The organism is Streptomyces sp. BRA346 (assembly GCF_052851135.1).
Map to the genome: position 1 here is coordinate 1 of NZ_JAIWIH010000015.1, position 24,843 is coordinate 24,843.

Here is a 24,843-nt window from a genome sequence, read left to right on the forward strand (position 1 = left end):
TCGGCCTCGTAGTGGGCCTACTCGGTCGATTCGGCAACGCCGCAGATGGCCGTGCCAGGGCGGCGAGCGGGGTGAACCTTGGCTGACGCGGCACTAGGTTGGTGGCGCGGTCGACTGACGCACCGACAGATGTACGGGGAGGTCGGCGAGGCCGTCCGGACGGGCCCGGCCCTCGATCCGGGCCAGCAGGACGTCCAGCGCCCGCTCGGCGAGGGCCTGGAAGTCCTGCCGGACGGTGGTGAGCGGCGGGGCCAGATACGCGGCCGCGGGGATGTCGTCGAAGCCGACGACGCTGATGTCGCCGGGCACCGAAAGATCCGCCTCGGAGAACGCCCGCAGCGCCCCGATGGCCATCTCGTCGTTGGCCGCGAACACCGCGGTCACGCCCGGCGTACGGGACAGCCACAGCCCCGCCGCATGACCGGCGGCGGGCGACCAGTCACCCGCGTCGGGCAGCGGCGGCTCGGGCGCCCCGGCCGCCGCCAGCGCCTCCCGCCAGCCGCGCAGCCGGTCCCGGGCGGACCACCAGTTCTGCGGGCCGGGAATGTGCCAGACCGTGCGGTGGCCGAGGGAGAGCAGATATTCGGTGCCCGCCCTGGCCGCCGCCACGCCCTCCTTCCCGACCACGTCGAGGCTGACCACGGGCACGTCGGCGGTGAGGGACGAGGGGGCGCCGTCGTCGATGGGATCGGACAGGACGATGCCGTCCACGCCCTGTTCCAGCAGGGATTCCACGGCCGCGGCGTAGCCGCCGGGATTCTCCAGGGTGCTGGCGAGGGCGAAGGAGTAGCCGGTGCGGCGCGTCGCCTGTTCGAGGGCCATCAGGACCGAGGCGGGTCCGGACAGCGCGCTGCCCAGGGAGACGACGCCGATCCGGTGGTAGGTGCCGCGGATCAGGGCGCGGGCGGCGTTGTTGGGGCGGTAGTCGAGTTCGCGGATGACCCGCAGCACCCGGTCGCGGACCTCCGCGCTGACGTAGGGCTCGCCGTTGACCACCCGGGAGACGGTCTTCTGGGAGACCCCGGCGGCCCGGGCGACCTCGTTCATCCCCGGCCCGCGGCTCCTGCGCATGCGCGTTCTCCCTTCTCGGGCCGCCCGACTGCGTAGTCATGACTACGTAGTCAGGAGTGTTCTCGGGGCCCGTAGCCGACGTCAAGAGATCGCGCAGCCCCTGATGGCCGAATGGGCGAAATGCACCATACTTGGAAAATGAGCCCATATGGGTGTCTCGCTTCAATGGCAGGAGGAGGAGCGATCATGAAGAACAGCCAGGTGGCACTGGCGTTCACCGGCGGCTACCTCTTCGGGCGTGGCCACAGGGTGGGCCTGGCGCTCACCCTCGCCGGGATGGCGGCGGGCCGGCGCCTCGCGTCCGGACACCTCCCGGGCGGCGTGCAGGAACTGGCGTCCTCCGAGATCGGGCGGCTGCGCGGCCAGTTGGTCTCCGCGGGGCGGTCGGCGGCGCTGTCGGCGGCCAGTCACCGTATGGACGCGCTGAGCGACCGGCTGGAGCGGCGCGCCTCGTCGCTGCGTCCGAACGGCCACGGTCCGGACGGGCACGCGGAGGACGACGAGGAGCAGGAGCGGCGCGGGAACGGCGGGCGGTCGCGCGGTGAGACATCCCGCGGCGGACCGTCGCGCGGTGCGTCCCGAGGGGAGTCCCGCGGTGAGTCCCGTGGCGAGTCCTCCCGTGGTGCGTCGTCGCGCGGGGACCGGACGCGTCCCTCGGGAGACCGCGGTCCGGAGCGGCCCCGGAAGCGGGCCGCGTCCGAGGGCGGCCGCGGCGGCGAGACCCGAAGCAGCAGAAGCGACAAGGGCGACAAGGGTGATCGGTGATGGCTGAGGGACCGGACCAGGGGCGCGCGGGCGCCCTCGGCACGCTCGCCAAGGAGCTGCCCACCGAGCGGCTCATGAAGGAAGCGCAGAACCTGCTCACCGCGCTTGGTGAGAAGGCCCTGACGTCGGTGACCCACCTGGGCGACGGCGGGCCCGACATCCCGGTGAAGCCGCTGGTCAAGGCCGGACTGCACCAGGTCAAGGAGCAGACCGTGGACAAGGCCAAGGAAGCCATCCCGGGCCTCGGCGGCGGCAAGGACGGTGGCAAGGACGGCGACAAGGACAAGAAGCTCAAGGTCACCAACATCGTCGAGGAGATCGACATCGGCGCCCCGATCGACCTCACCTACGACCTGTGGACCCAGTTCGAGGACTTCCCCACCTTCATGAAGAAGGTCGAGGACGTCCAGCAGGAGTCCGACACCGAGATGGAGTGGAAGGCCCAGGTCTTCTGGTCGCACCGCAAGTGGCGCGCCGAGATCGTCGAGCAGGTGCCCGAGAAGCGGATCATCTGGAAGTCGCGGGCCGAGAAGGGCCACGTCAACGGCGCGGTCACCTTCCATGAGCTGGGCCCCGAGCTGACCCGCGTCCTCGTCGTCCTCCAGTACTACCCCCAGGGCTTCTTCGAGCGCACCGGAAACATCTGGCGCGCCCAGGGCCGCCGGGTGCGCCTGGAGCTGAAGCACTTCCGCCGCCATGCGATGGCCGAGGTGCTGCTGAACCCCGACGAGATCGAGGGCTGGCGCGGCGAGATCCGCGACGGCGAGGTCGTGGAGGGCGAAGAGCACGAAGAGGAGGCATCCGAGGAGGAATCCGAGGAGGCCCCCGAGGACGAGTACGGCGAGTACGGCGACGAGGACGCCTACGAGGAGGAGTACGAGGAGGACGAGGAGCCGGCGCGGCCTTCGCGGCGCTGACGGGTCCCGCCCCCGGAACAGGTGAGCGTGGTGACCGTAGCAAGCCAGCAGAGTCAGTATCTGGACCGGGCCAGTTCGAGCGCCCTGGTCGACGTGGTCGACCTGATCCTGGACAAGGGACTGGTCATCGACGTGTACGTCCGGGTCTCCCTGGTGGGCATCGAGATCCTGACCATCGACGCCCGCATCGTCGTCGCCAGCGTCGACACCTATCTGCGGTTCGCCGAGGCGACGAACCGCCTCGACCTCGCCCGCAGCAGCACCGAGACCAAGGGGCTGCCCGGCCTCATGGACGAGATCCAGGAGAGCGGCGGGCGGAAGAAGACCAAGGGCGCCCTGGAAGGCGTCAAGGACACCGTCTCCGATCTGCTCCAGGGCGACGAGGAGTCCGACGAGGCCGAGGAGGAGTACGAAGAGGCGGGGGAGCGGCAGGAGACGCGACGACGGGAATCCGGTGACCGGCCCCGGCACCGGCGGAGTGCGAGCAGGGAGCGCGAGCGGTGATGGCGGAAGACGGACGTGCCTGCTACGTATACGGGGTCGTCACCGACGACCGGAGTGACGACGCGGTGAAGGACCTGGGCGCCGTCGGCGATCCGGACGCCGCGGTGACCCTGGTGCGCCACGGCGGCCAGGCCGCCGTGGTCAGCGAGGTGCCCCTCGACAAGCCGCTGGGCACCCCCGAGGACCTGCGCGCCCACGCCCGGGTGCTGGACTCCCTGGCGGCCAGGTCCTCCCCGGTGCTGCCGTTCCGGTTCGGCACGGTGGTGCGCGACACCACCGCGGTGACCGATGAACTGCTCGGCGAGGGGCACGACGACTTCGCGCGCGCCCTCGACCGGCTGCGCGGCCGCGCCCAGTTCACCCTGCGCGCCCGCTATGTGCAGGACGCGGTGCTGCGCGAGGTGCTGGCCGAGCAGCCCGAGGCCGTACGGCTCCGCGAGGAGCTCCAGGGGCTGCCGGAGGAGGCCGGGTACGACCAGCGCGTCCAGCTGGGCCAGCTGGTCATGGACGCCATCGCCGCCAAACGGGCCGTGGACGTGCTCGAAGTGGACCGCAGGCTGGGCCCGCACGCGCTCGCCTCGGTGAGCTCGGAACCGTCCTCCGCCGAGGGGATGGTGAATGCGTCCTTCCTGGTGGAGGACGAGCGGCGGACGGCGTTCGAGCAGGCCGCCGAGGAGCTGGCCAAGCACTGGAACGGCCGGGTCCGGCTGCGTCTGCTCGGGCCCCTCGCCCCGTACGACTTCGTGGCCGACGCGATGAACCCGGCCAAGGAAGGCGAATAGCCATGGGACTGTTCACCGGACTGGTCACCTGGCCGCTGGCCCCGGTGCGCGGCGTCGTCTGGATCGCCGAGCAGCTCCACGACGAGGCCCACCGGCAGCTGTACGACCCCGCGGTGATCCAGCAGCGCCTGGAAGAGGTCGCGGAGCAGCGGGAATCCGGGGAGCTGAGCGAGGAAGAGGCGGCCCGGCGGGAGGACGAGCTGGTCCGCCGGCTGATGGCGGGCGGCCCGCCCGGCGGAGGCCTGGAGGTGTGAGCCGTGGTCCGCGAGGAACGGGACGGACGTGACCACGGCGAGGAGCGGGAGCGGCCCCGGCGCGCCCGGCGCCCCTCCGCCGACGCCCGGCGTCCCGCGTCCGAGGCCCGGCGTCCCGCGTCCGAGGCCCGGCGTTCCGCGACCACCGCCCGGTCCGCCGCCCGCAGCGCCGCCCGCGAGCTGCGGGACCTGACCGGACACGATCCGGAGAGCATCACCTCGGTGGAGCGCCACGAGGACGGCTGGCTCGTCGGTGTCGAAGTGCTGGAGACCCATCGGATCCCGGACTCCACCGACATCCTCGCCGAGTACCGGGTCGAGGTCGACGGCGAGGGCGGACTCGTCTCGTACCACCGCGCCCGGCGCTACTACCGCGGCCGGTCGGAGGAGCGGACATGAGCCAGGGCGCCGACTGGAACGTGCCGAGCCGGCGCATGGGCGCCCCGCCCGAACCGGCCCGCCGGGAGTCGGCCAGCCTGGCCGACATCCTGGAGCGGGTGCTCGACAAGGGCATCGTCATCGCGGGGGACATCCAGATCAACCTGCTGGACATCGAGCTGCTGACCATCAAGATCCGGCTGCTGATCGCCTCCGTGGACCGGGCCAAGGAGATGGGCATCGACTGGTGGGAGCACGACCCCACGCTCTCCTCCGGCGCGCGCGACGTCCTGGACGAGAACGAGCGGCTGCGGCGGCGCGTCGGCGAGCTGGAGTCCGGCCGGGACGCCCAGCGGGAGCGGGGACGGGAGGACGGACCGTGACCGAGGAGGCCCTGGCCACCTGGCTGTACGCGGTGACCGCGGTCCGCGACGAGAGCGGCGCCCCGCCCGGGCTCACCGGCGTGGCGGACGAACCGGTGCGCCTGGTCGAGAACGCCGGACTGGCCGCCGTGGTGGGCTCCGTACCGCTGGCCGACTTCGGCGAGGAGCCGCTGCGCGCCCATCTGGAGGACCTGCCGTGGCTGGAGCGGGCGGCCAGGGCCCACCACCGGGTCATCGGCCGGGCGGCCGGATACGGCCAGGTGATCCCGCTGCGCTTCGCCACGATCTACCACGACGACGACCGGGTCCGCACGATGCTCCGGGAGCGGCGGGACGACCTGACGGACACGCTGGCGCGGGTGGCCGGACGGACCGAGTGGGGCGTCAAGGCGTACGTCGACCCGCGCGCCTTCCTGCCCGACCCGGGCGACGAGGAGCCGTCCGGCGGCGACAGCCCCGGCACCGCCTACCTGCTGCGCCGCCGCGCCCAGCGGGACGACAAGGAGACCGCCCATCTGCGGGCCACCGAGCGGGCGGAGGAGATCCACACCGCCCTCGCCGGGCTGGCCGCGGCGAGTGCCGCGCATCCGCCGCAGGACGCGCGGCTGGCCGCGTACGAGGGCTGGATGGTGCTCAACAACTCCTATCTGGTGCCGGACGACCGGACGGAGGAGTTCACCGCCGCGGTGACCGGGCTGGGGGAGCGGTACCCGGACGTCGACCTGGAGCTGAGCGGGCCGTGGCCGCCGTACTCGTTCACCGCGCCGCCCGAGCGTGAGGAGGCGTCGTGACCCATGCGATCGAGCGGCGCGAGGTGGCCCTGGTCGATCTGCTCGACCGGGTGCTGGCCGGGGGCGTCGTGATCGCCGGGGAGATCACCCTGAGCATCGCCGACATCGATCTGGTGCGCATTTCCCTTCGCGCGCTGATCGCTTCCGTACGGATGGAAGACATGGAAGACGCAGATGAGCATCGAGCGCCGCCCGGACGACCGCCGCCCTGAACACCCCCGCGACCATGCCCGTGACCCTCGTGACCACCGCGACCGCCCCCGCCGTCTCGAGGTGGACGAGGAGTCGGTCCGCAAGAGCCTGGCCGGTCTGGTGCTGACCATCGTGGAACTGCTGCGCCAGCTCATGGAACGGCAGGCGCTGCGCCGCGTCGACCAGGGAGGCGTCAGCGACGAGCAGATCGAGAAGCTCGGGCTCACCCTGATGGCGCTGGAGAAGAACATGGAGGAGCTGCGGGAGCACTTCGGGCTCACCGAGGACGACCTGAACCTGGACCTCGGACCGCTGGGCCCCCTCCTGCCCCGCGACTGACCGACTTCCCCCGCCCGTGTCCGGCGGTACGCTGCGCGGGTGGGGATCACGTTCAACCTCCGGTCAGCGCGCGCCGCCGACGTCCACGTCGGGCGCTCGCCGCTCGCCGAGCTCATGTCGGTGCTGCACATCCTGGCCGAGCCGGACCACCACCCCGAGGCGCAGCGCTGGACGCGCCGCCTCGGCACGACCTTCGACGTGGCGCTCAGACAGGAGATGAGCGCCCTGTCGCCCCTGTGGGCGCGGTTGCGCTGCCGACTGCTGTTCCCGCTGGCCCTGCCGCTGGACCAGTCCTTCGAGGACGAGCTGCGGCTGCTGGAGAAGCTGCCGCTGGAGGAGTTCACGGAGCTGTGCGCGCAGGGGGTGCTGGGCTTCCGGGAGCGGGTGCCCGACGCGCACAGCCTGCTGAACGCCCCGGAGGCCGCCTGTCGCTTCATCACCCAGTGCGAGCGGCGCTCGTTCCGGCGCGGCGAGCTGGCGCACGAGCTGATGGCCTCGCCCGAGGGGACGCGGACCCGGCTGATCGACTTCCTGGAGCGCTGCGGCACCGCGTTCTTCGCCGCCGAGTGGCGCTCGGTGTACGACCGGCTGGAGACGTCCGTGGCGCGGTTCCGCACCGATGTCCGCAGAAGCGGCCTGGCCGAGGTGCTGGCCGGGCTCAGCCCCACCGCGGTCGTCTCCCAGGGCGGTACGCGGGTGCGCTACGACAAGCTGGCCGTCGCCGAGATCGAGATCGGCCCGCGCCCGCTCTTCCTGGTCCCCTCCGTCCATGTCTGGCCGCATCTGACCGTCAAGGACGAGGAGTCCCATCCCGTCGTGCTCCAGTTCGCCGCGCTGGAGGGACAGGCCGACGGGCAGCTCACTCAAGCGGAACTGCGGGCCCGGATGTCCGCGCTGGCGTCGCTGGGCCGGATGGAGCTGTGCCGCCATCTGCTGGGAGAGCCGATCACCACCTCCGAACTGGCCCAGCGGCTGGGCCTGGACGATACGCAGGTCTCGCGCACCCTGCGGCAACTGCGGGACGCCGGGCTCGTGGAGTCCGAGCGCGAGGGCAAGTACGTGTACCACCGGCTGGCCACCGGCACCCTGCTCCGGCTGGGGCAGGACGTGCTGGCCACCATCATGCGCTGACCCCCTGCGTGGTTGTGCGCCGCGCCCGGTCAGCCGGGCCGCGTCCACAGCAGCACCGCCGAGGGGTGCTGCGCGTCCATGTGGACGCGGTTGGTGGCGACCACCTTGCGCCGGGTGACGGCCTCGGGTGCACCGGTGTTGGAATTGACATCGAAGCGCGGGAAATTGCTCGACGAGATGTCCACCCGCAGCCGGTGTCCGGCCCCGAAGCGGTTGGCGGTGTCCGGCGCCGGGATCTCGATCTCGTACACCTCGCCCGCCACCAGCGGCTCGGGCCGCTCGAACGACGCGTGGAAGCGGCACCGGAAGATGCCCTCGGTGAGGTTCATGGCGAACCCGTGCGGATAGTCCTCGTTCGGCGGGTGCACATCGACCAGCTTCACCGTGAAGTCGGTGTCCGGGGCGGTCGAGGAGATGAACAGCCGGGCGGTGACGGGACCCGCCACCTCCAGCGGCTCGTCCAGGGGCAGGGTGACCAGCGAGATCACATCGGGCCGCGCGTTCAGCGGCAGATACGGCTCGCGCGCCCCGTAGAAGCGCTCGTCCGGCACCTGGTCGAAGGCGCCCCCGACCATCACCGGCTCGCCCGAGGTCACTTGTCCGCCCAGGGTCGGCACCGGGTCGCCGGGGTCGAAGTCGTACTCGACCCACGCGTCCCGGTCCGCCGGTCTCTCCCGGCTCAGTTCACCCGAGGTGTGGCAGTAGAACGCCGTCTCCCGGGTCCCGGACGGCGGCCACCGGGTGTCGGTGTGCCACCGGCCGCCGTGCCGCATCCGCCCCGCCGCGTCGCGGCGGCCGTCGCCGCCGCCCATCAGGAAGTACCGCACCCGGGGGATCGCCCCGAGGTCACCGCCGCGCAGCACCGCGTCGAACCAGCGCTGCCGGAAGGTCAGATACGAGGTGTCCACGTTGTCGCTGAACGTGGCGGCGGGCCCGAAGTCCACGTCACCGGCGAAGGTGACACAGCGCGCCCCGTGCGTCCACGGCCCCATCACCAGGTACGCCGGGGACGTCTTGAGCCGCCCCATGGCCGTGAAGTTCTCGATGGTGGAGCGCACATACGGGTCGTACCAGCTCGCCATGTGCAGCGTCGGCACGTCCGGGAAGCGGTCGTAGTGCCCCCGCCCGTAGATCGCGGGCTGCCGCCAGTACGCGCCGAAAGTGTCGTGCCGCCACTGCTCCAGCAGGTACCGCTCGTAGTGGCCGACCTGCGACAGCGGGGAGACGCCGGTGCGCCACGGGAGCACGGAGAACCAGTCCCGCAGATCGGTCCCGGCGAACGCCTTGCGCACCAGCGGGTCCCGCTCCGCCTCCGGGCTCTCCTCGCCGTGCCGGAACGCCCAGGTGACCTGCTTGAGTTCGAAGGCGCCGCCCATCCGCATGCCCGCCTCGTACGCGCTCGCGAAGCCGCCGGAGTCCATGAACATCGCGGCCAGCGGGGCGGGGGACTCGGCCGCGGCCGCCGTCTGGGCGTGCGCCGAGTAGGACACGCCCATCATCGCGACCCGTCCGTCGCACCAGGGCTGCGCGGCGATCCACTCGAGGGTGTCCGCGCCGTCCGGGCCTTCGCCCAGGTACTTCACGAAGGTGCCCCCGGAGTCGCCCCGGCCCCGGCAGTCCTGCCGCACCACGTGGTATCCGGCCCGGACGAAGAACGCGGACGTCTCCTCCGGGGTCGGAACCGGCTCGTCGTGGCGGCAGCGGTCCGACTCGCGGATGTCGCGGCGGCCGTACGGGGTGCGCTCCAGGATCACCGGCCGGGGACCGGGCCGCTCCTCGGGCGCGTACAGGTCCGCGGCGAGGACCACCCCGTCCCGTAGGGGTACGCGCAGCAGGTGCCGCCACACTCCTCCGCCGAGGTGTTCCGCCGCCTCGGTCCGCCCGGTCGGTGCCATGGGGGTGGTGCTCACGTGGCCTGGGACTGCTTCGAGCCGTTGAGGAGCATCTTCGACCGGGTGATGGTGGACAGCGGCATGCCCCAGCCGCCGAACAGCTTCGCGTAGGTGCCCGACTCCTGCATCTCCCGCAGCGCCTTGACGATCACGGCGGCGAGACCGGTGCCCTTCTTGGCCTGGATGCCGTAGATCGCCGTCGCCGCGGGGAGGCTGAGCATGTCCTCCAGCTCCAGCGTCTCGAACGTGTCGTCCGAGTTCTCGCTGACGCTGGTGTTGGAGGCGCTGGGCGCGACCACCGCGTCGATCCGCTTGCTCCGGAGGGCCAGGCTCGCGGCGGCCAGATCCGCGTACGCCTGCGGGGTCACGGCCTTCTTGCCCTTCTTGGCGCACCGCTTGCTGAGGCCCGCGAGGACGTTCTCGGTGCCCGCGCCCTTCTCGACGCCGACCTTGTGTCCGCAGATGCCGATGCCGGACTCCGGGCGGAACCCGCTCTCCTTGTTCACCATCACGGTCACCTGGCTCTGCGCGAAGTCGGCGAAGTCGACCTCCTTCTGGCGCTCGACGAAGTCACCGGAGGGCGCGCTGAGGTCGATCCGGCCGGACTTCAGCCCCGGGATCACCGCGTCGAACGGCGTCCGCACCACCTTGATCTTGATGTCGAGCTGGGAGGCGAGCTGCTTGGTCAGATCCGGGACCAGGCCGGTGATCTTCCCGTCGGAGCCGATGGTCACATACGGGTCGTACTCGCTGACGCCCATCAGCAGGGTCTTCTTCTTGTACGCCGCGGGCACCTCGGCCGCCAGGGCGTCGTCCTTCGGCTCCAGGGCGAGGGTCGGCGTGGGCATGGCCTCGTCGGACTTGCCCTTGTCGTCCGGCGTGTCGTCCACCGAACAGGCGGTGAGGGTGAGCGCGAGGGACATGAGCAGGGCGCACCCGGCGGCGGGAGATCGGTGGCGCATGACTGGGCTCCGTTTCGGTGGGGGGTAAGGGGCGGGGACGGTCAGCGGCCCCAGACGGTCTCGGCGACGCGCCGCACGTTGCCCCCGGCGAGCTTCGCCACGTCCTCGTCGGAGTAGCCGTGGTCGAACAGCCAGCGGATCATGTTGCCGACGGCCTCCGCGGGGTTCTCACAGCCGTGGACGTAGTCGACCGGCTCGTGCGGCGGCGGCTGTGCACTCTGGCCGTCGAGCGCGTCGTCCTTGCCGAACAGCGGGGCGAACGTGTGGTGCCAGGCGGTGTGATCGCCGAAGTTGGTGTCGGGGCCGAAGGCCACATGGTCGATGCCGACCAGGTCCAGACAGCGCTCCACGTGTTCCATCACCGACTCCAGGCTGTGCCGGGGGTGCCGGGTGGTGACGGTGGTGTGCGGGGCCGCCTCGACGCCGATGAATCCGCCGGAGCCCGCGCACGCCCGGATCACATCGTCGGGCTTCATCCGCGGGGTCGGCCACAGCGCCCGCGACCCGGCGTGGGTGATCACCACGGGGTCCGTGGAGCGGCGCACCGCGTCCAGCGCCGTGGCGTCCCCGGAGTGCGACACGTCGACGATGATGCCGAGGTCGTTCATGCGCCGCAGGGCGCGGCGGCCGAGCACCGTCAGCCCGGTGTCGCCGGTGTCCGCGAGCCCGGAGCCGAGCTGGTTGCTCTCGCTGTACACCAGCCCGAGCAGCCGCACGCCCAGCCCGTAGAGCAGATCGAGCCGGTCGACGTCGTTGCCGATGGGGGTCGCGGACTCCAGGGTCAGCACGACGCCCACCTGGTTTCCGGCCCGGGCCCGCTCCGCGTCCTCCAGGGTGCGCACCGGGGCCACCAGGCGCTGATGGGCGAAGTCGGCCTGGCGCATGGCCAGATCGCTCACCGCGTCGTCCCAGTCCCAGGGGGTGTGCGAGCGGATCATGCTGACGGCGGCGGGGCCGCCGTCGAAGAACAGGTCCACGCCCGAGTGGGCGATGCCCTCGTACGGAATGGCCTCCCGGCCCTGGCGGCGGAACGCGGCGAAGTCACCCGGGTCCGCGGGCCGCAGCGACAGGTGGTCGTGCGCGGAGATCACCAGATGGCGTTCCTCGAAGTCCCGCGCCCGGGCCTCGACGTCCTCGCTCCACACCGGTGCCGAGCCGGGCACCCGGCCCACCGCGGGCACCAGCTCGAAGTCCCGGAAGTCCGCGCCCGGCTCCAGGTAGTGGTACGAGCGGTAGCCGTCCCACAGGTCCAGCCGGGCGCGGGTCTTGGCGGGCAGAGGGCGTCCGGTGCTCATGCGCTGACCTTCGACAGGAACGTGCGGGTGCGCTCGTGGGAGGGGGAGCCGAACAGCCGGTCCGGCGGACCCTCCTCGACGATCCGCCCGTCGTCCATGAACACGACGCGGTCGGCGACCTCGGCGGCGAAGCCCATCTCATGGGTGACGACCATCAGCGTCATGCCCTCCCCGGCCAGGTCCCGGATGACGCTCAGCACCTCCTGCACCATCTCGGGGTCCAGGGCGGAGGTCGGCTCGTCGAACAGCATCACCTTCGGCCGCATCGCCAGCGCCCGGGCGATGGCCACGCGCTGCTGCTGGCCGCCGGAGAGCTGCTCGGGGTAGCTGTCCAGCTTGTGGGCGAGCCCGACCCGGCGCATCAGCTCCTCGGCACGGTCCCCGGCCTTCGCCTTCGACAGCCCGAGCACCCGGCACGGCGCCTCCACGATGTTCTCGCGGGCGGTGAGGTGCGGGAACAGATTGAAGCTCTGGAAGACCATGCCCATGACCGCGCGCTGCCCGGCCAGTTCGCGGGGGCCGAGCTGGTGCAGGGAGGTGCCGCGCAGCCGGTAGCCGATGACGTCGCCGTCGACCACGACCAGGCCGTCGTCCGGGACCTCCAGGTGATTGACGCAGCGCAGCAGCGTGCTCTTGCCCGATCCGGACGGGCCGATGACACAGACCGTCTCACCCCGGTGGATATCCAGGGAAATGCCGTGCAGCACCTCGGTGGAGCGGAACGACTTGACGATCCCGCGCAGGGAGACGATGGGCTGCGCTTCCCTTTCCGATGCCACGCTCATACCGAGTGCTCGATCCTCTTCACTTTGGTGACCTTTTCGGCCGGTATCAGGGTGTGCCGCCCCAGACGCCGCTCCAGGCGCTGCTGGAGGAGGGTGATGACGCCGGTGATGATCATGTACCAGATCGCGGCCACGATCAACAGGGGAACGGTCTGGAAGTTCTTCGAGTAAATCAGCTGCACCGAATAGAGCAGATCCGCCAGAGAGATCACGCTGACCAGAGATGTGGCCTTGAGGAGAGATATCAGCTCATTTCCCATCGGCGGAACGATCACGCGCAGCGCCTGGGGGAGGGTGATGCGGAAAAAGATCTGAGTCGGCGTCAAGCCGAGCGCGGCAGCCGCCTGTTGCTGACCCTCCGGTACGGACAGCAGACCGGAACGGATCAACTCCGCCACGTATGCCGTTTCATGCAGGGTCAATCCGATGACCGCGGCGGTAAGCGGACCCAGCAGGGAATTCGCGTCGAAGGTGATGAACTGCGGGCCCCAGGGAATGCCGAGGGACAGGGTGGGAAACAGTGCCGCCAGGTTGTACCAGAAAAGCAGCTGCACCAGCATGGGAATCGACCGGAACACCCAGATGAACATGCCCGCGGCCGCCGACATCAGCCGCGAGGAACCCATCCGCATGAGCGCTACAACGGTGCCGAGTACCAGGGCGAATGCCATGGTCGCGGCGGTCATGCCGAGACTGACACCGATGCCCTTCATGATGCGGATCTCGAAGAAGTATTTCCCGACGGTGTCCCATTCGAAGCGCGGGTTGGTGAATATCGTGGTCACGGCCATGGCGGCGAACAGCACCACCACGGCATTGGCCACCAGCAGTCCTGGGCGCCGTCGCTTCACGCGTTTGAGCCGCGATGGCTCGGGTAGAGCGTCAAGATTCAGGACTTTGCTCATGGAGGGCCCTCGGGCGGTTCGTCGTCACGGCTGCGGAATACCGCATCTTAAAACCGCACTCCGGAACCCCCTCGAACAGTTGACACAGAACCGTCAACCGTCGGTGCCGAGGTGTCCGTAGGTGTCGCGCAGCTCCCGTTTGAGGATTTTGCCGCTGGGGTTCTTCGGCAGGGACGCCGCCACCACCACGTACTTGGGCACCTTGAACCCGGCCAGCCGCTCCCCGCAGTGCGCCACGAGCTCCTCGGCCGACACCCGCTCGCCCGGCCTGGCCACCACCACCGCCGTCACGGCCTCGATCCAGTACGGATGCGCCACCCCGAACACCGCGGCCTCCGCCACCGCCGGGTGCGCGTGCAGGACCTCCTCCACCTCGCGCCCGGACACGTTCTCCCCGCCGCTGTTCACCATGTCCTTCTTGCGGTCGACGACCGTCAGATAGCCCTCCTCGTCCATGACCCCGAGATCGCCGCTGTGGAACCAGCCGCCGCGGAACGCCTCAGCGGTGCGCTCGGGGTCCCGCCAGTAGCCGAGCATGGCGTGCGGGCCGCGGTGCACGATCTCCCCGACCGTGCCCGGCGGTACGGGACGGTCGTCCTCGTCCACCACCCGCGTCTCGACGTTGAGCCCGGCCCGCCCCGCCGACCCGGCCTTGCGCTCCTGGTCGGCCGGGCCCAGGACGGTCACGATCGGCGACATCTCGGTCTGCCCGTAGAGGTTGTACAGCGCGAGCCCCGGCAACCGGCGCCGCAGCTCCGCCAGCACGGTGACCGGCATGGCCGCGGCGCCGTAATACCCCTTCCGCAGCGACGACAGATCGCGCGTCCCGAACTCCGGATGCCGCAGCAGCGCGATCCACACCGTGGGCGGCGCGAACAGCTTGGTCACCCGCTCCGCCTCGATCGTCGCCAGCAGCGCCGCCGGGTCCGGGCCGGGCAGGATGATCGAGGTGGCCCCCAGATACACGTCCGGGGTGAGGAAGACATGCAACTGGCCGCAGTGGTACAGCGGCAGCGCATGGACCTCGATGTCGTCGGCGGCCATTCCGCCGTCCACGATCGTCGTCAGATACTGCGAGATCAGACTGCGGCTCGTCATGATCGCGCCCTTGGGCCGCGACTCCGTCCCCGAGGTGTACATCAGCTGGACCGGGTCGTCGTCCTCCAGCGCGGGGTCGGGCACGGGATGACCGCGCTCCTCGCCCAGCGCGGCGAAGTCCTCCCAGCCGTCCCGCCTCTCCCCGCCGATGGCCGCGCGCAGCACGAGGCGGGGCGGCGCGGCCTCGGCGAGAGCCGCGTCGGCCGCCTCCAGCAGACCGTCGCCCGCGATGACACCGACCGCGCCCGAGTGGGCGAGGAGGTACGCGACCTCCGGGGGCCTCAGCATGAAGTTGACCGGCACCGACACCGCGCCCAGCCGCGCCAGCGCGAAGTACGCCACCACATAGCCGTGCGAGTTGCGCGCGTACAGCACCACCCGGTCGCCCTTGGCGACACCGCGCGCCGCCAGCGCGCCCGCCGTCCGGCTCACCAGCGCGTCCAGTTCCGCGTACGTCTGGCGCAGCGCGCCGTACACCACGGCCGTCTTGCCGGGCAGCCGGGCGGCGCTGCGCGCCAGCAGATCGGCGATGCCATGGCGACGGGCGCGCACGATGTCCACGGGCAGGGAGGGGGATGCGGTCACCAGAAGTCTCCCGAATGGTCGGACGGGCCGGACGGTTCGTCACGCTGACACGGCGTCGGGTGGCGTTCAAGGCCATCCGCGACCCGCGCGTGGCCGGGCGATGCACCTGACCGGGTGGCGCGGCAGGCCGCTCGTGCGGGCCGCCTTGCCCAAAAGTGATCATTTACGTGGAATGACCGGTCAGGGCTCCGGGAAGTCCGGGGCATCCCGCGAGCCTGGAGGTTCCATGATCAGTTCAGCCGTTCGCGGCGCCGTCGCCACCACCGCCCTGACCACCGCCTGTGTGCTGCTCCCCGCCTCCGTCGCGCTGGCGGACGCGGGCGACGAGGACATCGAGCAGGTCACGGTGACCGGTGTGACGGTGGCGGAGAACAGACCCGATGACCGCGCGGCCGGCGACAGCTGGACGACCTACATGAGGCTGTACACCCCCCAGCGGAAGCACGCCGGTGACGGCACCTCCCAGTGCACCGCCGTCAAGGTCACCGCCCGCAAGCGGGTCGTCCAGTGCACCCGCGTCCTGCGGCTGAAGCGGGGCTCGCTGGTCCTCGCCGACCTGATCACCCACCAGGGCCGCGCCACGGTCACCGCGAAGACCGCCATCCTCGGCGGCACCGGCCACTACAACGACGCCGAGGGCCAGGGCACCGTCACCGTGCGGCGGGACCGGATCCGCTTCTCCCTCGCCGTCGACGACTGAGGTTCCCGTACGAACTCGCCCGCCGGTCACATCCCCCACCCCGAGCCTGGAGGTTCCATGATTCCGTCAGCCGTCCGTGGCATCGTCACCACCGCCGCCCTGGCCACCGCCCTGACCCTGCTCCCGCCGTCCGCGGCCGGGGCCGCCGGGGGCGGGGACATCGAGAAGGTCGACCTGCTCGGCGTCACCATGATCAGCACCAAGCCCCGCCACGTCGAGCCCGGTGACAGCTGGAAGACCCGGCTGAACCTGTACACCGAGAAGAAGAAGACGTACGCCGGTAACGGCACCTCGCGGTGCGACACCGTCCGCGTCACCGCCCACAAGCTGGTCGTCCAGTGCACCCGGGTGCTGCGCCTGGAGAAGGGCTCGCTGGTGCTCAGCGACCAGGTCACCCACAAGGGCCATGCGACGGCCACCGCCAAGACGGCGATCGTCGGCGGCACCGGCCGCTACCACTCCGCCTACGGCCAGGGCACCATCACCCTCGCGGGCCCGCTGCACCACTTCGCGCTCAGGGTCGACGAGTAGGCCCGGTATGACGCCCCGTCCGGGAATCCCCCGGGCGGGGCGCCGCCGCCGGTCTAGCCGGTGCACTCCATCGACGCCGGGTCCTCCGCCGCGCGGATCAGGGACCGGTGCGCCTCGCGCAGCCGCTCCACATCGGGCTTGACCTCTCTGCGGTCATAGGTGATGAGCCCGTTCAGCTCGCCCTCCACATCCGTGATCTGCGTGTAGACCGCGCCGCTGTTCCCATGGCAGGCGACCTGCTGCCGCACCTTGTCCAGCAGCTTCAGATACTCGGCCGTGTACTGCTCCTGGTCCACGCCCACATAGGTGTGCTGCACCGGCCACGCGTGCCCCGGTACGGCAAGCCCCAGACCGCCGTACTCCCCGATGACGCCCGCCCGCTGGGCGTCGGGGCGCGGTTCGCCGGGGCCCGGATAGGTGTGGATGTCGGCGAGGTCGCCGTTGCCGGTGTCGTTCCAGCCGCTGGCGCCGTCGATGAGCCGTGACGGGTCCCAGCCCTTGGCGAGCGCGGGCACCTTCGGCCCGCCGTACTGGCCCCACCCCTCGTTGAAAGTGACCCAGATGCCGATCGACGGGCTGCTGACGTGCTGGTCGACCATGGCCTTCATCTCGCGCTCGTACTGGGCCTGCGCCTGCTCCGAGGGTGCGATGGTGTTCATGGCGGGCATGTCCTGCCACACCATCAGCCCGAGCCGGTCGGCCCAGTAGTACCAGCGGTCGGGTTCGACCTTGATGTGCTTGCGCACGGAGTTGAACCCCATCCGCTTGTGCATCTTCAGGTCGTACGCCAGGGCCTGGTCCGTCGGCGCGGTGTGCAGACCGTCCGGCCAGAAGCCCTGGTCGAGGGTGGCCATCGAGAAGAAGGGCTTGCCGTTGAGCACCATGCGCTTCTTGCCGTCGACCTCCTCGACCGCGATGCTGCGCATGCCGAAGTAGCTCGTCACCCGGTCGGCCTTCGCGCCCCGCCCGACGGTCACCTTCAGCCGGTACAGATACGGATCGTCCGGCGACCACAGCCGGGGCGAGGGCACCGGCACGGTCAGCGCCGAGCCGGTGCGCCCGGTCGCCGTGCCGACCGCGCGCTTCCCTTCGTACGCGGTCGCGGTGACCGGCACGCCGTCCCGTACGCCGCGGACCTCCGCGGTGAGCGCCTTGCCCGGCACGTCCGGGGTCAGCTTGAGGCTGTCGGCGTGGTCGGCCGCCACCGGCTCCATCCACACGGTCTGCCAGATGCCGGAGGAGGGGGTGTAGAAGATGCCGCTGGGGTCCAGCCGCTGTTTGCCCATCGGCGGGTTCTCGCCGTCCTCGGCGTCCGTCGGGTCGTACACGCCGACCAGCAGCTCCTGGGTGCGGCCGGGGCGCAGGGCGTCGGTGACGTCGGCGCCGAACCGGTCGTAGCCGCCGCGGTGTTCGGCGACCCGGGTGCCGTTGACATAGACCTGGGCCTGCCAGTCCACGGCGTCGAAGTTCAGCTTCAGCCGCTGCCCGTCGCCGATCTTCCAGCTCGCGGGGACGGTGAAGGTGCGCCGGTACCACATGCGGTCCTCGTGGCGCTCCAGCCCGGACAGGTCGGACTCCACCGGATACGGCACCAGGACGTCTTCCCGCAGCCGCTGCCCGAACGGGGGCGCCTGGCCCTTCTCGGCGGCGGCGAACTGCCAGGTGCCGTTGAGGTTCTTCCACCGCTCGCGGGTCAGCTGCGGGCGCGGGTACTCGGGGTGGGCGTTGTCCGGGCCGACGTCCTTCGCCCAGGGAGTGCTGAGCTGATATGTCGACGTGTTGCCGCCGAAGGCGAGGAACTGCCCGACGGCGCCCTGGTCGTTCGTGAGGCCGCCCTCGCCGTCGTAGCGCACGATCGCCTCGCCGCCGCGGCCCACCACCGGCTCCTTCAGCGTGAGCAGCAGCCGCGAGCGGTCGGCCGGGTCCAGCCGGGCCGGGCCCAGCGGCCAGGCCGCGCCGCCGATGACGGCGGTGAGGTGGCCGGCCAGCCCGGCCGGGGGAGCGGCGAGGGGGCGGGCGAAGTCCATCAGCAGCGTCCGGCCGTCCGGCTGGACGGCGCTGCTCACCGGGCCCTCGTAGCCGAAGTCCGGGGGCAGCCGGAACGCCGACGCCGGAACCGGCTCCTCGGCCTTGCCTGGCGGGGTCCAGGCGAGGTGGAAATTGGAGCCGCCGTAGTGCTCGAAGTACTCGACCTTGATGTCGTACGCGCGGCCCGCGGTCAGCTCGACCGGGCCGGAGACCTGTTCCTTGTCCCAGTCGTCGACCCAGTGGTCGATGACGGGCCGGCCGTCGATCCACAGCCGGAAGCCGTTGTCGCCGGTGATCGAGAAGGTGTGCGTCCCGGAGCGTTCGGGGACGAGTCGGCCGGTCCACCGGACGCTGACGTCGTCGGACCGCCCGGTGGCGGTCTGGAGCCGCGGCTCCAGGTTGTCGAAGTCGAGGGACGAATCGAGGGTGGTCGCCTTGAGTTCGTGGAAGTCGAAGGCGCCCGGGGCGGACTGGAGGTAGTAGTCGCCGCGCAGACCGTTGACGACGGGGTCGGGATCGCGGTCGTCGGACGCGACGGCCGCGGCGGGGCCGGGGCCGGTCAGCAGACCGAGGACGCCGAGCGCCATGACGAGCGCCGCGACCACGGGTCTGGTGAGAGCCGAACGTAAACGCACAGGTCCTCCTTGCCGGAACAGCTGTTGGAACAAGCTGGGGCGCCGATCATTCGGCCATTGCCGACAGAACCTGTCAATACTGAACGCAAGCCAACACCCTTGACGAGAAAGCCCTTTCTGCTTAGCGTGCGGTTCACGCATATGATCGAGATTCAATGATTTGCACGATGGAGGCCGTAATGGGGCGACGGATCGTGGTGTCGGGCGGCGGTACGGGCATCGGTCTTGCGACCGCGGAGTCCTTCGCCGCGGACGGCGACCGCGTCGTCATCGTGGGACGCCGAACCGAGGTGCTGCGCGCCGCGGCCGGCAAACTGAACGCCGCCCATGGCGACGGCCTGGTCACCTGGACCGCCGCCGACCTGAGCGACCCCGGGCAGACCCGCCGCGCCGCCGACGACATCGCCGCCGACGGCCCCGTCGACGTGATCGTCACCAACGCGGGCGGCAATGTCGCGCCCGGCAACGACGGCACCCTGGAAGGCATCGCCGACCAGTACCGGCGCAACTTCGCGGCCAACGTGCTCACGGCCGTCCTGCTGACCGAAGCCCTCATTCCGCATATCGCCCGCCCCGGTGGCCGGATCGTGCACCTTTCCTCGGTGGCGGCGCTGCGCGGCCCCGGTTCGTACGGCGGCACCAAGGCCGCCCTGCACACCTACACCTTCGAACTGGCCAAGCGGCTGGGCGCGGAGGGCGTCACCGCCAACGCGGTGGCGCCCGGCTACGTCGAGGACACCGAGTTCTTCGGCGAGCGCGGCACTCCCGAGTTCATCGCGCAGCAGATCGGGCAGACGCTCACCGGGCAGCCGGGCGTGCCCGCCGAGATAGCCGCCGCCATCCGCTATCTGGCCTCTCCGGAGGCCGCGTATGTCACCGGGCAGGTCCTGCACATCAACGGCGGGGCGCAGTACGGCCGCTGACGCGCCCCGCATCAACCCCGGCGTGCCGCAAGGGCCGGACGGCCCCGGATCAGGGGCCGCGCAGCCCTGCCGCCACGGAGCCCCACGGTCCACTCTGGTTGCCCACACAGGTGGGGGAAAGACGGACGGACGGCCGCACCGAGGGAGTCACCTCGTGACTCCCAAACCATCTCGGGCGCGGCCGTCCGTCCGTCTGTGTGCGCACCACCGCGACACGACGCAAGGGGAGAGACGTCATGTTCCACAACGCTGCCAGGGCCGCCGCCGCGATGGCCGCGGGCTGTGCCATCGCGCTGCTGTATCCCGCGGCGCCCGCCGGAGCCGCGGGCTCCGTGCATCTGCACAAGATCTACTACGACTCTCCCGGTTCGGACACCCGGAGCAACAGCAGCCTCAACGCCGAGTATGTGCAGATCAAGAACTCCACGGCGCGCGGGGTGAGCCTCAAGGGGTGGGTGGTGGTCGACGCCAGCCGCCACGCGTACACCTTCCCGTCGTACACCCTCGGCGCGGGCAAGACCGTGACGGTGCGGACGGGCATCGGCTCGGACACCTCCGCCACCAAGTACCAGGACCGCCGCGCCTACGTCTGGAACAACACCAGCGACAAGGCCACGCTCCGCAAGAGCGGCGGCACCACGGTCGACACCTGCTCGTACAACAGCAGCCGGGCCGACTACACGATGTGCTGAACCCCGGGGGTCCCGGGCCGCGGGCTCAGCCCAAGCCCGGGACCACCATCGCCAGCCAGACGGCGGCGGGGACGACGACCACCATGATGCCGCCGTAGATCATCAGCTGGCGGAAGAACCGGTCCCGGTCGACATCGGGCGCGGCCGCCAGCACCAGCGCGCCGTTGGTCGAGAAGGGGCTGATGTCCACGACCGTCGCCGACACCGTGAGCGCGGCGATCATGCCCACCGCGCCGATCTGCCCCTGGGAGAGGAAGGGGACGGCGAGCGGGATGAGCGCGCCCATGATGCCCACGGACGAGGCGAAGGCGGAGATGATCGCGCCGATGTAGCACAGCAGCAGCGCCGCGAGCAGCGGGACGCCGATGTCGGTGACCGCGTTGCCCGCGTAGGTGATGGTGCCCATCTCGTCCAGCACCCCGACATAGGTGAGGACACCGCAGATCAGCAGCACGGTGGGCCAGGTGACCTCGTTGACGGCCCGCTTGCCGTGGTCCGGCCAGACGACGCTGAGCGCGACCGCGAGGGTGATCGCGGTGAGCCCGGCGTCCTGGTCGAAGGCGAGGACCGCGACCACCAGGGCCACCAGCGCGACCAGGGTCGCGATCCGGGCCGGGGTGAGCCGGGTGTCCGCGTCCGACGCCGCCGCCTCGGCTTCCTCCTCCGAAGCGGCCGCGGCCGCGGTGTCGGTGCGGGGCAGCTTCAGCCCGCCGCAGACGACGAACACGACGGCCGCGATGAGCAGGTTGACGACGAGGCTGGCCAGGAACAGGGTGACCTCGTTGCCGGGCAGCTTCTCCCGCTCCACGATGCCGTTGACGATCGAGCCGTAGATGCTGATGGGGGAGAAGCCGCCGCCCTGGGCGCCGTGCACCACCATGGCCCCCATCAGCAGCGGGCTGATCCGGTAGCGCGCCGCGAAGCTCAGCGCGAGGGGCGCCACGATCGCGACCGCCGCCGGGCTCACCGCACCGATCGCGGTCAGCACGCCGCTGATCGCGAACATCACCCAGGGGATCAGCGCGACCCGCCCGCCCACCAGCCGGATCGCGGCGTGCACCAGCCAGTCGGTGGTCCCGTTGGCCCGCGCGAGCGCGAACAGGTACGTCACGCCCACCAGCACCACGAACAGATCGCCCGGGAACCCGGCGAAGATCTGTTCCGCGTCGAAACCGGCGACCAGTTCCCCCACGGCGAAGGCGGCGGCGAAGGAAAGCGCGCCCATGTTGATCGATCTGGTGGTGGCGATCACGAAGACCACCACCAGCACGAGTATCGAGATCAGTTCGTCGGACATCGAGCGCGCTCCCGTCGCAAGTGGCCCAGCCGCGACTCACGTTGCGGGCGTGATGGTTCAACAGTCAATACATGCGTGGCACATTGGCTGAGCCAATCGACCATCAGGTGCTACGCTGCGAATCGGACCGGTCACCAACCGCAGCAGCCAGCCGCAGCAGGGGGGGAGCCCGCATGGCCGACGACGCACTGCGCCCGATGACCCGTCAGCGCCTGTACGAGCAGGTGCTGGAGCGGCTGCGCGCCTACGTCGAGGAGGGCGGGCTGCGCGCGGGCGACCGGCTGCCCACCGAGCGGGAACTCGCCGAGCGGCTCGGCATCAGCCGCGCCTCCGTCAAGCAGGCCATCGTCGTCCTGGAGGTGCAGGGCCTGGTCGAGGTGCGCCAGGGCGGCGGCATGCGGCTGCTCCGCGACAGCCTCGACACCGAGCCCGTGGAGCGCCTGGTGGAGCGGCGGCGCCGGCTGCCCGATGTGCTGGACGCCCGGGAGGCGCTGGAGACCAAGCTCGCCGAACTCGCCGCCGAGCGCCGCACCGACGACGACCTCGCCGCCCTGGAGCAGGCGCTCCACTGGATGGAGGACGAGATCGCGACGGGCCGCCACGGCATCGAGGGCGACCGCCGCTTCCACGCCGCGGTCACCGCGGCCGCCCACAGCCCGCTGCTGGCCGAGTTCATGCGCTCCATCTCCGAGCAGATCGCGGAGAGCCGTGCGGAGTCGCTGCGTCAGCCGGGCCGCCCCAAGCGGTCGTTCGCGCAGCACCGGAAGATCCTGGACGCCATCGCCGAGGGCCGCTCCAAGGCCGCGGCCGCGGCCATGCGCCGCCATGTCCGCACCGTCGCCCAGGTGCGCTTGCTGAACTGGGACCCGGACGAATCCCCCTGAGTGCGGGCCGTCTTCACACGGCGTCCGCGGCGCCTCCCCGACCGGAATCGGTCGCTCAGCCGTGTTTTCCGGCCTATGGCGCACCACGCGACGCGCACGGCACAACACCCGCCCATAGCATCAACGCGGCTCTCGGGAGCCCCCGAGAGCATGAGGCAGGGAGACGTTTCTATGCGCGTCAAGAGAGCCATTGGTGTCGTCGCCCCCGCACTACTGGGCATGATCCTCGCCTTCCCCGGAAGCGCGTCCGCCGCCGACTCGGGCGTGCGCGCCAACCCGTTCAGCGGGTTCGTCCTCCACACCGGCACGCCCCTCCACGAGACCGACGACACGTTCGCGAGCCTGACCGCCGACTGGGACCGCGACGGCCGTCCGGANCTNNTCGNGNTCAAGANGAGCAACACGGGTACGAACTCGACCGAGGTGCANATTCTNTCGGGTGCGAGTAATTTCCAGCGGTTCATTGTGCAGACGGGTACGGCGCTGCATGAGACGGATGGGTCGTTCGATTTCGCGGTGACGGACTGGGACCAGCGGTTCATTGTGCAGACGGGTACGGCGCTGCATGAGACGGATGGGTCGTTCGATTTCGCGGTGACGGACTGGGANCGCGACGGCCGTCCGGACCTGGNCGCNATCAAGAAGAGCGCCACCGGCACCAACTCGACCGAGGTGCACATCCTCTCCGGCGCCAGCACCTTCCAGCGGTTCGTGCTCCAGACCGGTACGGCGCTGCACGAGACCGATGCCACCTTCGACTTCGGCGTGGCGGACTGGGACAAGGACGGCCGTCAGGACCTCGTGGCCATCAAGAAGAGCAACACCGGGACGAACTCCACCGAGGTCCACGTGCTGTCGGCCGCGAGCACGTTCCAGCGGTTCGTGCTCCAGACCGGTACGGCGCTGCACGAGACCGACGCCACCTTCGACTTCGGCCTGGCGGACTGGAACCGCGACGGCACCTCCGACCTGGTCGCGGTGAAGAAGAGCAACACCGGCACCAACTCCACCGAAGTGCACGTCCTCGGCGGCTGACGCACCGGCGCGCGAGCGATGACCCGCGGCTATGACCCGCAGCTATGACCCGCGCCCCGCGGTCAGATGGTGCGGGTCGTAGCCCGGGATCGTGCCGTCGGGCTTGGCGACCAGGAAGAGTCCCGCCATCCCCATGTCGGAGTGGCTCTGGACGTGGCAGTGGTACATCCACGCGCCCGCGCCGGTGTTCTCCCCGGCGATCACCTGGAAGCCGAACGAGTCGGCCGGGCCGGTGATCTTGTTGTCGATGACCCGGCTCGGGTCGTCCGGCCCCTCCAGGATGCCCGTGCGGTTGTCCGCCCAGCGATGACCGTGCATATGGAAGGTGTGGTAGTACTCGCCGTGCGTGATCATGATGATCTCGACGCGTTCGCCCACCGTCGCCCTGAACTCGGGCGCGTCATGGCCTGACTTGTTGTTGATCGTCATGTCGTTGAAGACGATGGTGAACTGCTTCTGCGGCAGGACGTCCCCCGCACGGCGCACCACCACCGGCCCGTACAGCCCCTTGCGGAGGCCACCGGTGCCGTGCGGGGTGCCGACCGCGTGGTCGTGGTAGTGCCAGTAGCCCGCGCTGCCCGGCCGCCAGGTGCCGTCCGCGCGGATGCCCGGGGCGTGGGTGCGCCAGGTGTACGTACGCGTCCCGCCCGGTTCCACGGTGCTCCGGTTGAGCTGGGTGCCGTCGCTGGCGGTGTCGTAGTCCAGACCGTGCACATGGAGGCTGGCGGTGACGTCCATGGTGTTCTCGAACTCGATGTGCAGGGTGTCGCCCTCGGTCAGCTCGATCAGCGGGCCGGGGATGGACGCCTTGCCCTTCTCCAGGCCGTAGCCCATCTGCCCGTCCGGCAGCTTCTCCGCGTACATCGTGATGCGGCGGACAGCGCCACCGGCCGCCGCCGTGGCCACCCGGCGCTTCGCGCCCTCGGAAGGCGCGGCAGACGTGGCGGAGGCGGCGGGGGAGGCGAGGGGCAGCGGGCCGCCGATCGCGGCGGCGGCCGCGCCACCGGCGAGAAGCCGGCGGCTGAAGCCGCGTCTGGGCATGGTGCCGGGTGCGTCGCTCATCGCTCTCCCAACTCGGTGCGGCCGTCT

The 24,843-nt window shown here is 70.8% G+C and carries 26 protein-coding genes; 16 read left to right on the top strand and 10 right to left on the bottom strand.

The annotated features are described in order from the left end of the window. Window positions 1-93: 93 nt before the first annotated feature. Window positions 94-1,071 (bottom strand): LacI family DNA-binding transcriptional regulator, encoded by a 978-nt coding sequence (locus LCH29_RS19285; protein ID WP_446462969.1) that lies wholly within the window; start codon window positions 1,069-1,071, stop codon window positions 94-96. Window positions 1,072-1,257: 186 nt separating this feature from the next. Here LCH29_RS19285 and LCH29_RS19290 point away from each other — a divergent pair, with 186 nt between their 5' ends. Genes LCH29_RS19290 through LCH29_RS19340 form a run of 11 tightly spaced genes read left to right on the top strand, consistent with a single transcriptional unit; the run spans window position 1,258 to window position 7,507 of the window. Next, window positions 1,258-1,836, top strand: a complete 579-nt coding sequence (locus LCH29_RS19290; protein WP_446462970.1) for a hypothetical protein — start codon at window positions 1,258-1,260, stop codon at window positions 1,834-1,836. Further along, window positions 1,836-2,753 (top strand): SRPBCC family protein, encoded by a 918-nt coding sequence (locus LCH29_RS19295; RefSeq protein WP_446462971.1) that lies wholly within the window; start codon window positions 1,836-1,838, stop codon window positions 2,751-2,753. The genes LCH29_RS19290 and LCH29_RS19295 overlap by 1 nt, the downstream gene beginning before the upstream one ends. Window positions 2,754-2,783: 30 nt before the next feature. After that, a complete protein-coding gene (gvpJ, locus tag LCH29_RS19300) occupies window positions 2,784-3,257 on the top strand; it encodes a gas vesicle protein GvpJ (protein ID WP_446462972.1) in 474 nt (157 codons plus the stop codon). After that, window positions 3,257-4,039 carry a GvpL/GvpF family gas vesicle protein gene (locus LCH29_RS19305; RefSeq protein ID WP_446462973.1) on the top strand — a complete coding sequence of 261 codons (783 nt, stop codon included), beginning with the start codon at window positions 3,257-3,259 and terminating at the stop codon, window positions 4,037-4,039. Before gvpJ ends, LCH29_RS19305 begins: the two co-directional genes overlap by 1 nt. 2 nt (window positions 4,040-4,041) lie before the next feature. Further along, complete coding sequence (locus tag LCH29_RS19310; protein ID WP_446462974.1) at window positions 4,042-4,293, top strand: gas vesicle protein GvpG; 252 nt, start codon at window positions 4,042-4,044, stop codon at window positions 4,291-4,293. A 3-nt stretch (window positions 4,294-4,296) separates the two neighbouring features. Next, entirely contained in the window at window positions 4,297-4,692 is a 396-nt protein-coding gene (gene gvpO, locus LCH29_RS19315) for a gas vesicle protein GvpO (protein ID WP_446462975.1), read from the top strand. Continuing rightward, window positions 4,689-5,054, top strand: coding sequence for a gas vesicle protein (locus tag LCH29_RS19320; protein WP_446462976.1), 366 nt, complete (start codon window positions 4,689-4,691; stop codon window positions 5,052-5,054). Before gvpO ends, LCH29_RS19320 begins: the two co-directional genes overlap by 4 nt. Further along, a complete protein-coding gene (locus LCH29_RS19325; RefSeq protein ID WP_446462977.1) occupies window positions 5,051-5,845 on the top strand; it encodes a GvpL/GvpF family gas vesicle protein in 795 nt (264 codons plus the stop codon). The genes LCH29_RS19320 and LCH29_RS19325 overlap by 4 nt, the downstream gene beginning before the upstream one ends. After that, window positions 5,842-6,057, top strand: coding sequence for a gas vesicle protein (locus tag LCH29_RS19330; protein ID WP_446462978.1), 216 nt, complete (start codon window positions 5,842-5,844; stop codon window positions 6,055-6,057). The genes LCH29_RS19325 and LCH29_RS19330 overlap by 4 nt, the downstream gene beginning before the upstream one ends. Continuing rightward, window positions 6,020-6,376: a gas vesicle protein K gene (locus LCH29_RS19335; RefSeq protein WP_446462979.1), complete on the top strand. Its 357-nt coding sequence runs from the start codon at window positions 6,020-6,022 to the stop codon at window positions 6,374-6,376. The genes LCH29_RS19330 and LCH29_RS19335 overlap by 38 nt, the downstream gene beginning before the upstream one ends. A 39-nt stretch (window positions 6,377-6,415) precedes the next feature. Further along, the gene (locus tag LCH29_RS19340; protein ID WP_446462980.1) at window positions 6,416-7,507 is read left to right on the top strand and encodes a DUF5937 family protein; all 1,092 of its coding nucleotides are present in this window, start codon (window positions 6,416-6,418) and stop codon (window positions 7,505-7,507) included. A 29-nt stretch (window positions 7,508-7,536) separates the two neighbouring features. On the opposite strand, the gene LCH29_RS19345 is transcribed toward LCH29_RS19340, so the two are convergent. The 6 genes from LCH29_RS19345 to LCH29_RS19370 all read right to left on the bottom strand — a co-directional run bounded on the left by LCH29_RS19345 (window position 7,537) and on the right by LCH29_RS19370 (window position 15,029). Then, window positions 7,537-9,417, bottom strand: a complete 1,881-nt coding sequence (locus LCH29_RS19345) for a CocE/NonD family hydrolase (protein WP_446462981.1) — start codon at window positions 9,415-9,417, stop codon at window positions 7,537-7,539. Then, window positions 9,414-10,361: a transporter substrate-binding domain-containing protein gene (locus LCH29_RS19350; RefSeq protein ID WP_446462982.1), complete on the bottom strand. Its 948-nt coding sequence runs from the start codon at window positions 10,359-10,361 to the stop codon at window positions 9,414-9,416. The genes LCH29_RS19345 and LCH29_RS19350 overlap by 4 nt, the downstream gene beginning before the upstream one ends. A 41-nt stretch (window positions 10,362-10,402) precedes the next feature. Continuing rightward, window positions 10,403-11,656, bottom strand: coding sequence for a dipeptidase (locus LCH29_RS19355; RefSeq protein WP_446462983.1), 1,254 nt, complete (start codon window positions 11,654-11,656; stop codon window positions 10,403-10,405). Continuing rightward, window positions 11,653-12,441, bottom strand: a complete 789-nt coding sequence (locus LCH29_RS19360) for an amino acid ABC transporter ATP-binding protein (protein ID WP_446462984.1) — start codon at window positions 12,439-12,441, stop codon at window positions 11,653-11,655. Before LCH29_RS19360 ends, LCH29_RS19355 begins: the two co-directional genes overlap by 4 nt. Next, on the bottom strand, window positions 12,438-13,346 hold the full coding sequence (locus LCH29_RS19365; protein WP_446462985.1) for an amino acid ABC transporter permease: 909 nt from the start codon (window positions 13,344-13,346) through the stop codon (window positions 12,438-12,440). Before LCH29_RS19365 ends, LCH29_RS19360 begins: the two co-directional genes overlap by 4 nt. Window positions 13,347-13,439: 93 nt before the next feature. Further along, window positions 13,440-15,029 carry an acyl-CoA synthetase gene (locus LCH29_RS19370; RefSeq protein WP_446462986.1) on the bottom strand — a complete coding sequence of 530 codons (1,590 nt, stop codon included), beginning with the start codon at window positions 15,027-15,029 and terminating at the stop codon, window positions 13,440-13,442. Window positions 15,030-15,255: 226 nt separating this feature from the next. Here LCH29_RS19370 and LCH29_RS19375 point away from each other — a divergent pair, with 226 nt between their 5' ends. Then, a complete protein-coding gene (locus LCH29_RS19375) occupies window positions 15,256-15,729 on the top strand; it encodes a hypothetical protein (RefSeq protein WP_446462987.1) in 474 nt (157 codons plus the stop codon). Between the two features lie 57 nt (window positions 15,730-15,786). Then, entirely contained in the window at window positions 15,787-16,260 is a 474-nt protein-coding gene (locus tag LCH29_RS19380) for a hypothetical protein (protein WP_446462988.1), read from the top strand. 53 nt (window positions 16,261-16,313) lie between these two features. Here LCH29_RS19380 and LCH29_RS19385 read toward each other — a convergent pair whose 3' ends face one another. Further along, the gene (locus tag LCH29_RS19385; protein ID WP_446463105.1) at window positions 16,314-18,875 is read right to left on the bottom strand and encodes a PA14 domain-containing protein; all 2,562 of its coding nucleotides are present in this window, start codon (window positions 18,873-18,875) and stop codon (window positions 16,314-16,316) included. A gap of 227 nt (window positions 18,876-19,102) precedes the next feature. Here LCH29_RS19385 and LCH29_RS19390 point away from each other — a divergent pair, with 227 nt between their 5' ends. Next, on the top strand, window positions 19,103-19,846 hold the full coding sequence (locus tag LCH29_RS19390; RefSeq protein WP_446462989.1) for an SDR family NAD(P)-dependent oxidoreductase: 744 nt from the start codon (window positions 19,103-19,105) through the stop codon (window positions 19,844-19,846). Between the two features lie 236 nt (window positions 19,847-20,082). Then, the gene (locus tag LCH29_RS19395) at window positions 20,083-20,538 is read left to right on the top strand and encodes a lamin tail domain-containing protein (protein WP_446462990.1); all 456 of its coding nucleotides are present in this window, start codon (window positions 20,083-20,085) and stop codon (window positions 20,536-20,538) included. Between the two features lie 25 nt (window positions 20,539-20,563). On the opposite strand, the gene LCH29_RS19400 is transcribed toward LCH29_RS19395, so the two are convergent. Continuing rightward, a complete protein-coding gene (locus LCH29_RS19400) occupies window positions 20,564-21,835 on the bottom strand; it encodes an SLC13 family permease (protein WP_446462991.1) in 1,272 nt (423 codons plus the stop codon). Between the two features lie 173 nt (window positions 21,836-22,008). Here LCH29_RS19400 and LCH29_RS19405 point away from each other — a divergent pair, with 173 nt between their 5' ends. Beyond that, complete coding sequence (locus LCH29_RS19405; protein ID WP_446462992.1) at window positions 22,009-22,719, top strand: FadR/GntR family transcriptional regulator; 711 nt, start codon at window positions 22,009-22,011, stop codon at window positions 22,717-22,719. A 1,077-nt stretch (window positions 22,720-23,796) separates the two neighbouring features. Here the strand turns inward: LCH29_RS19405 and LCH29_RS19410 are convergent. Continuing rightward, window positions 23,797-24,795 (bottom strand): multicopper oxidase domain-containing protein, encoded by a 999-nt coding sequence (locus LCH29_RS19410; RefSeq protein ID WP_446463106.1) that lies wholly within the window; start codon window positions 24,793-24,795, stop codon window positions 23,797-23,799. Window positions 24,796-24,843: the final 48 nt, after the last annotated feature.

Bases quoted from the DNA above. Each gene is read 5' to 3' on its own strand.
- LCH29_RS19335 (WP_446462979.1), top strand. From the start codon at position 6,020: ATGAGCATCGAGCGCCGCCCGGACGACCGCCGCCCTGAACACCCCCGC.
- LCH29_RS19390 (WP_446462989.1), top strand. From the start codon at position 19,103: ATGGGGCGACGGATCGTGGTGTCGGGCGGCGGTACGGGCATCGGTCTT.
- LCH29_RS19400 (WP_446462991.1), bottom strand. From the start codon at position 21,835: ATGTCCGACGAACTGATCTCGATACTCGTGCTGGTGGTGGTCTTCGTG.
- LCH29_RS19320 (WP_446462976.1), top strand. From the start codon at position 4,689: ATGAGCCAGGGCGCCGACTGGAACGTGCCGAGCCGGCGCATGGGCGCC.
- LCH29_RS19310 (WP_446462974.1), top strand. From the start codon at position 4,042: ATGGGACTGTTCACCGGACTGGTCACCTGGCCGCTGGCCCCGGTGCGC.
- LCH29_RS19365 (WP_446462985.1), bottom strand. From the start codon at position 13,346: ATGAGCAAAGTCCTGAATCTTGACGCTCTACCCGAGCCATCGCGGCTC.
- LCH29_RS19375 (WP_446462987.1), top strand. From the start codon at position 15,256: ATGATCAGTTCAGCCGTTCGCGGCGCCGTCGCCACCACCGCCCTGACC.
- LCH29_RS19385 (WP_446463105.1), bottom strand. From the start codon at position 18,875: ATGGCGCTCGGCGTCCTCGGTCTGCTGACCGGCCCCGGCCCCGCCGCG.
- LCH29_RS19355 (WP_446462983.1), bottom strand. From the start codon at position 11,656: ATGAGCACCGGACGCCCTCTGCCCGCCAAGACCCGCGCCCGGCTGGAC.
- LCH29_RS19285 (WP_446462969.1), bottom strand. From the start codon at position 1,071: ATGCGCAGGAGCCGCGGGCCGGGGATGAACGAGGTCGCCCGGGCCGCC.
- LCH29_RS19395 (WP_446462990.1), top strand. From the start codon at position 20,083: ATGTTCCACAACGCTGCCAGGGCCGCCGCCGCGATGGCCGCGGGCTGT.
- LCH29_RS19405 (WP_446462992.1), top strand. From the start codon at position 22,009: ATGGCCGACGACGCACTGCGCCCGATGACCCGTCAGCGCCTGTACGAG.
- LCH29_RS19410 (WP_446463106.1), bottom strand. From the start codon at position 24,795: ATGCCCAGACGCGGCTTCAGCCGCCGGCTTCTCGCCGGTGGCGCGGCC.
- LCH29_RS19305 (WP_446462973.1), top strand. From the start codon at position 3,257: ATGGCGGAAGACGGACGTGCCTGCTACGTATACGGGGTCGTCACCGAC.
- LCH29_RS19290 (WP_446462970.1), top strand. From the start codon at position 1,258: ATGAAGAACAGCCAGGTGGCACTGGCGTTCACCGGCGGCTACCTCTTC.
- LCH29_RS19350 (WP_446462982.1), bottom strand. From the start codon at position 10,361: ATGCGCCACCGATCTCCCGCCGCCGGGTGCGCCCTGCTCATGTCCCTC.
- LCH29_RS19295 (WP_446462971.1), top strand. From the start codon at position 1,836: ATGGCTGAGGGACCGGACCAGGGGCGCGCGGGCGCCCTCGGCACGCTC.
- LCH29_RS19380 (WP_446462988.1), top strand. From the start codon at position 15,787: ATGATTCCGTCAGCCGTCCGTGGCATCGTCACCACCGCCGCCCTGGCC.
- LCH29_RS19360 (WP_446462984.1), bottom strand. From the start codon at position 12,441: ATGAGCGTGGCATCGGAAAGGGAAGCGCAGCCCATCGTCTCCCTGCGC.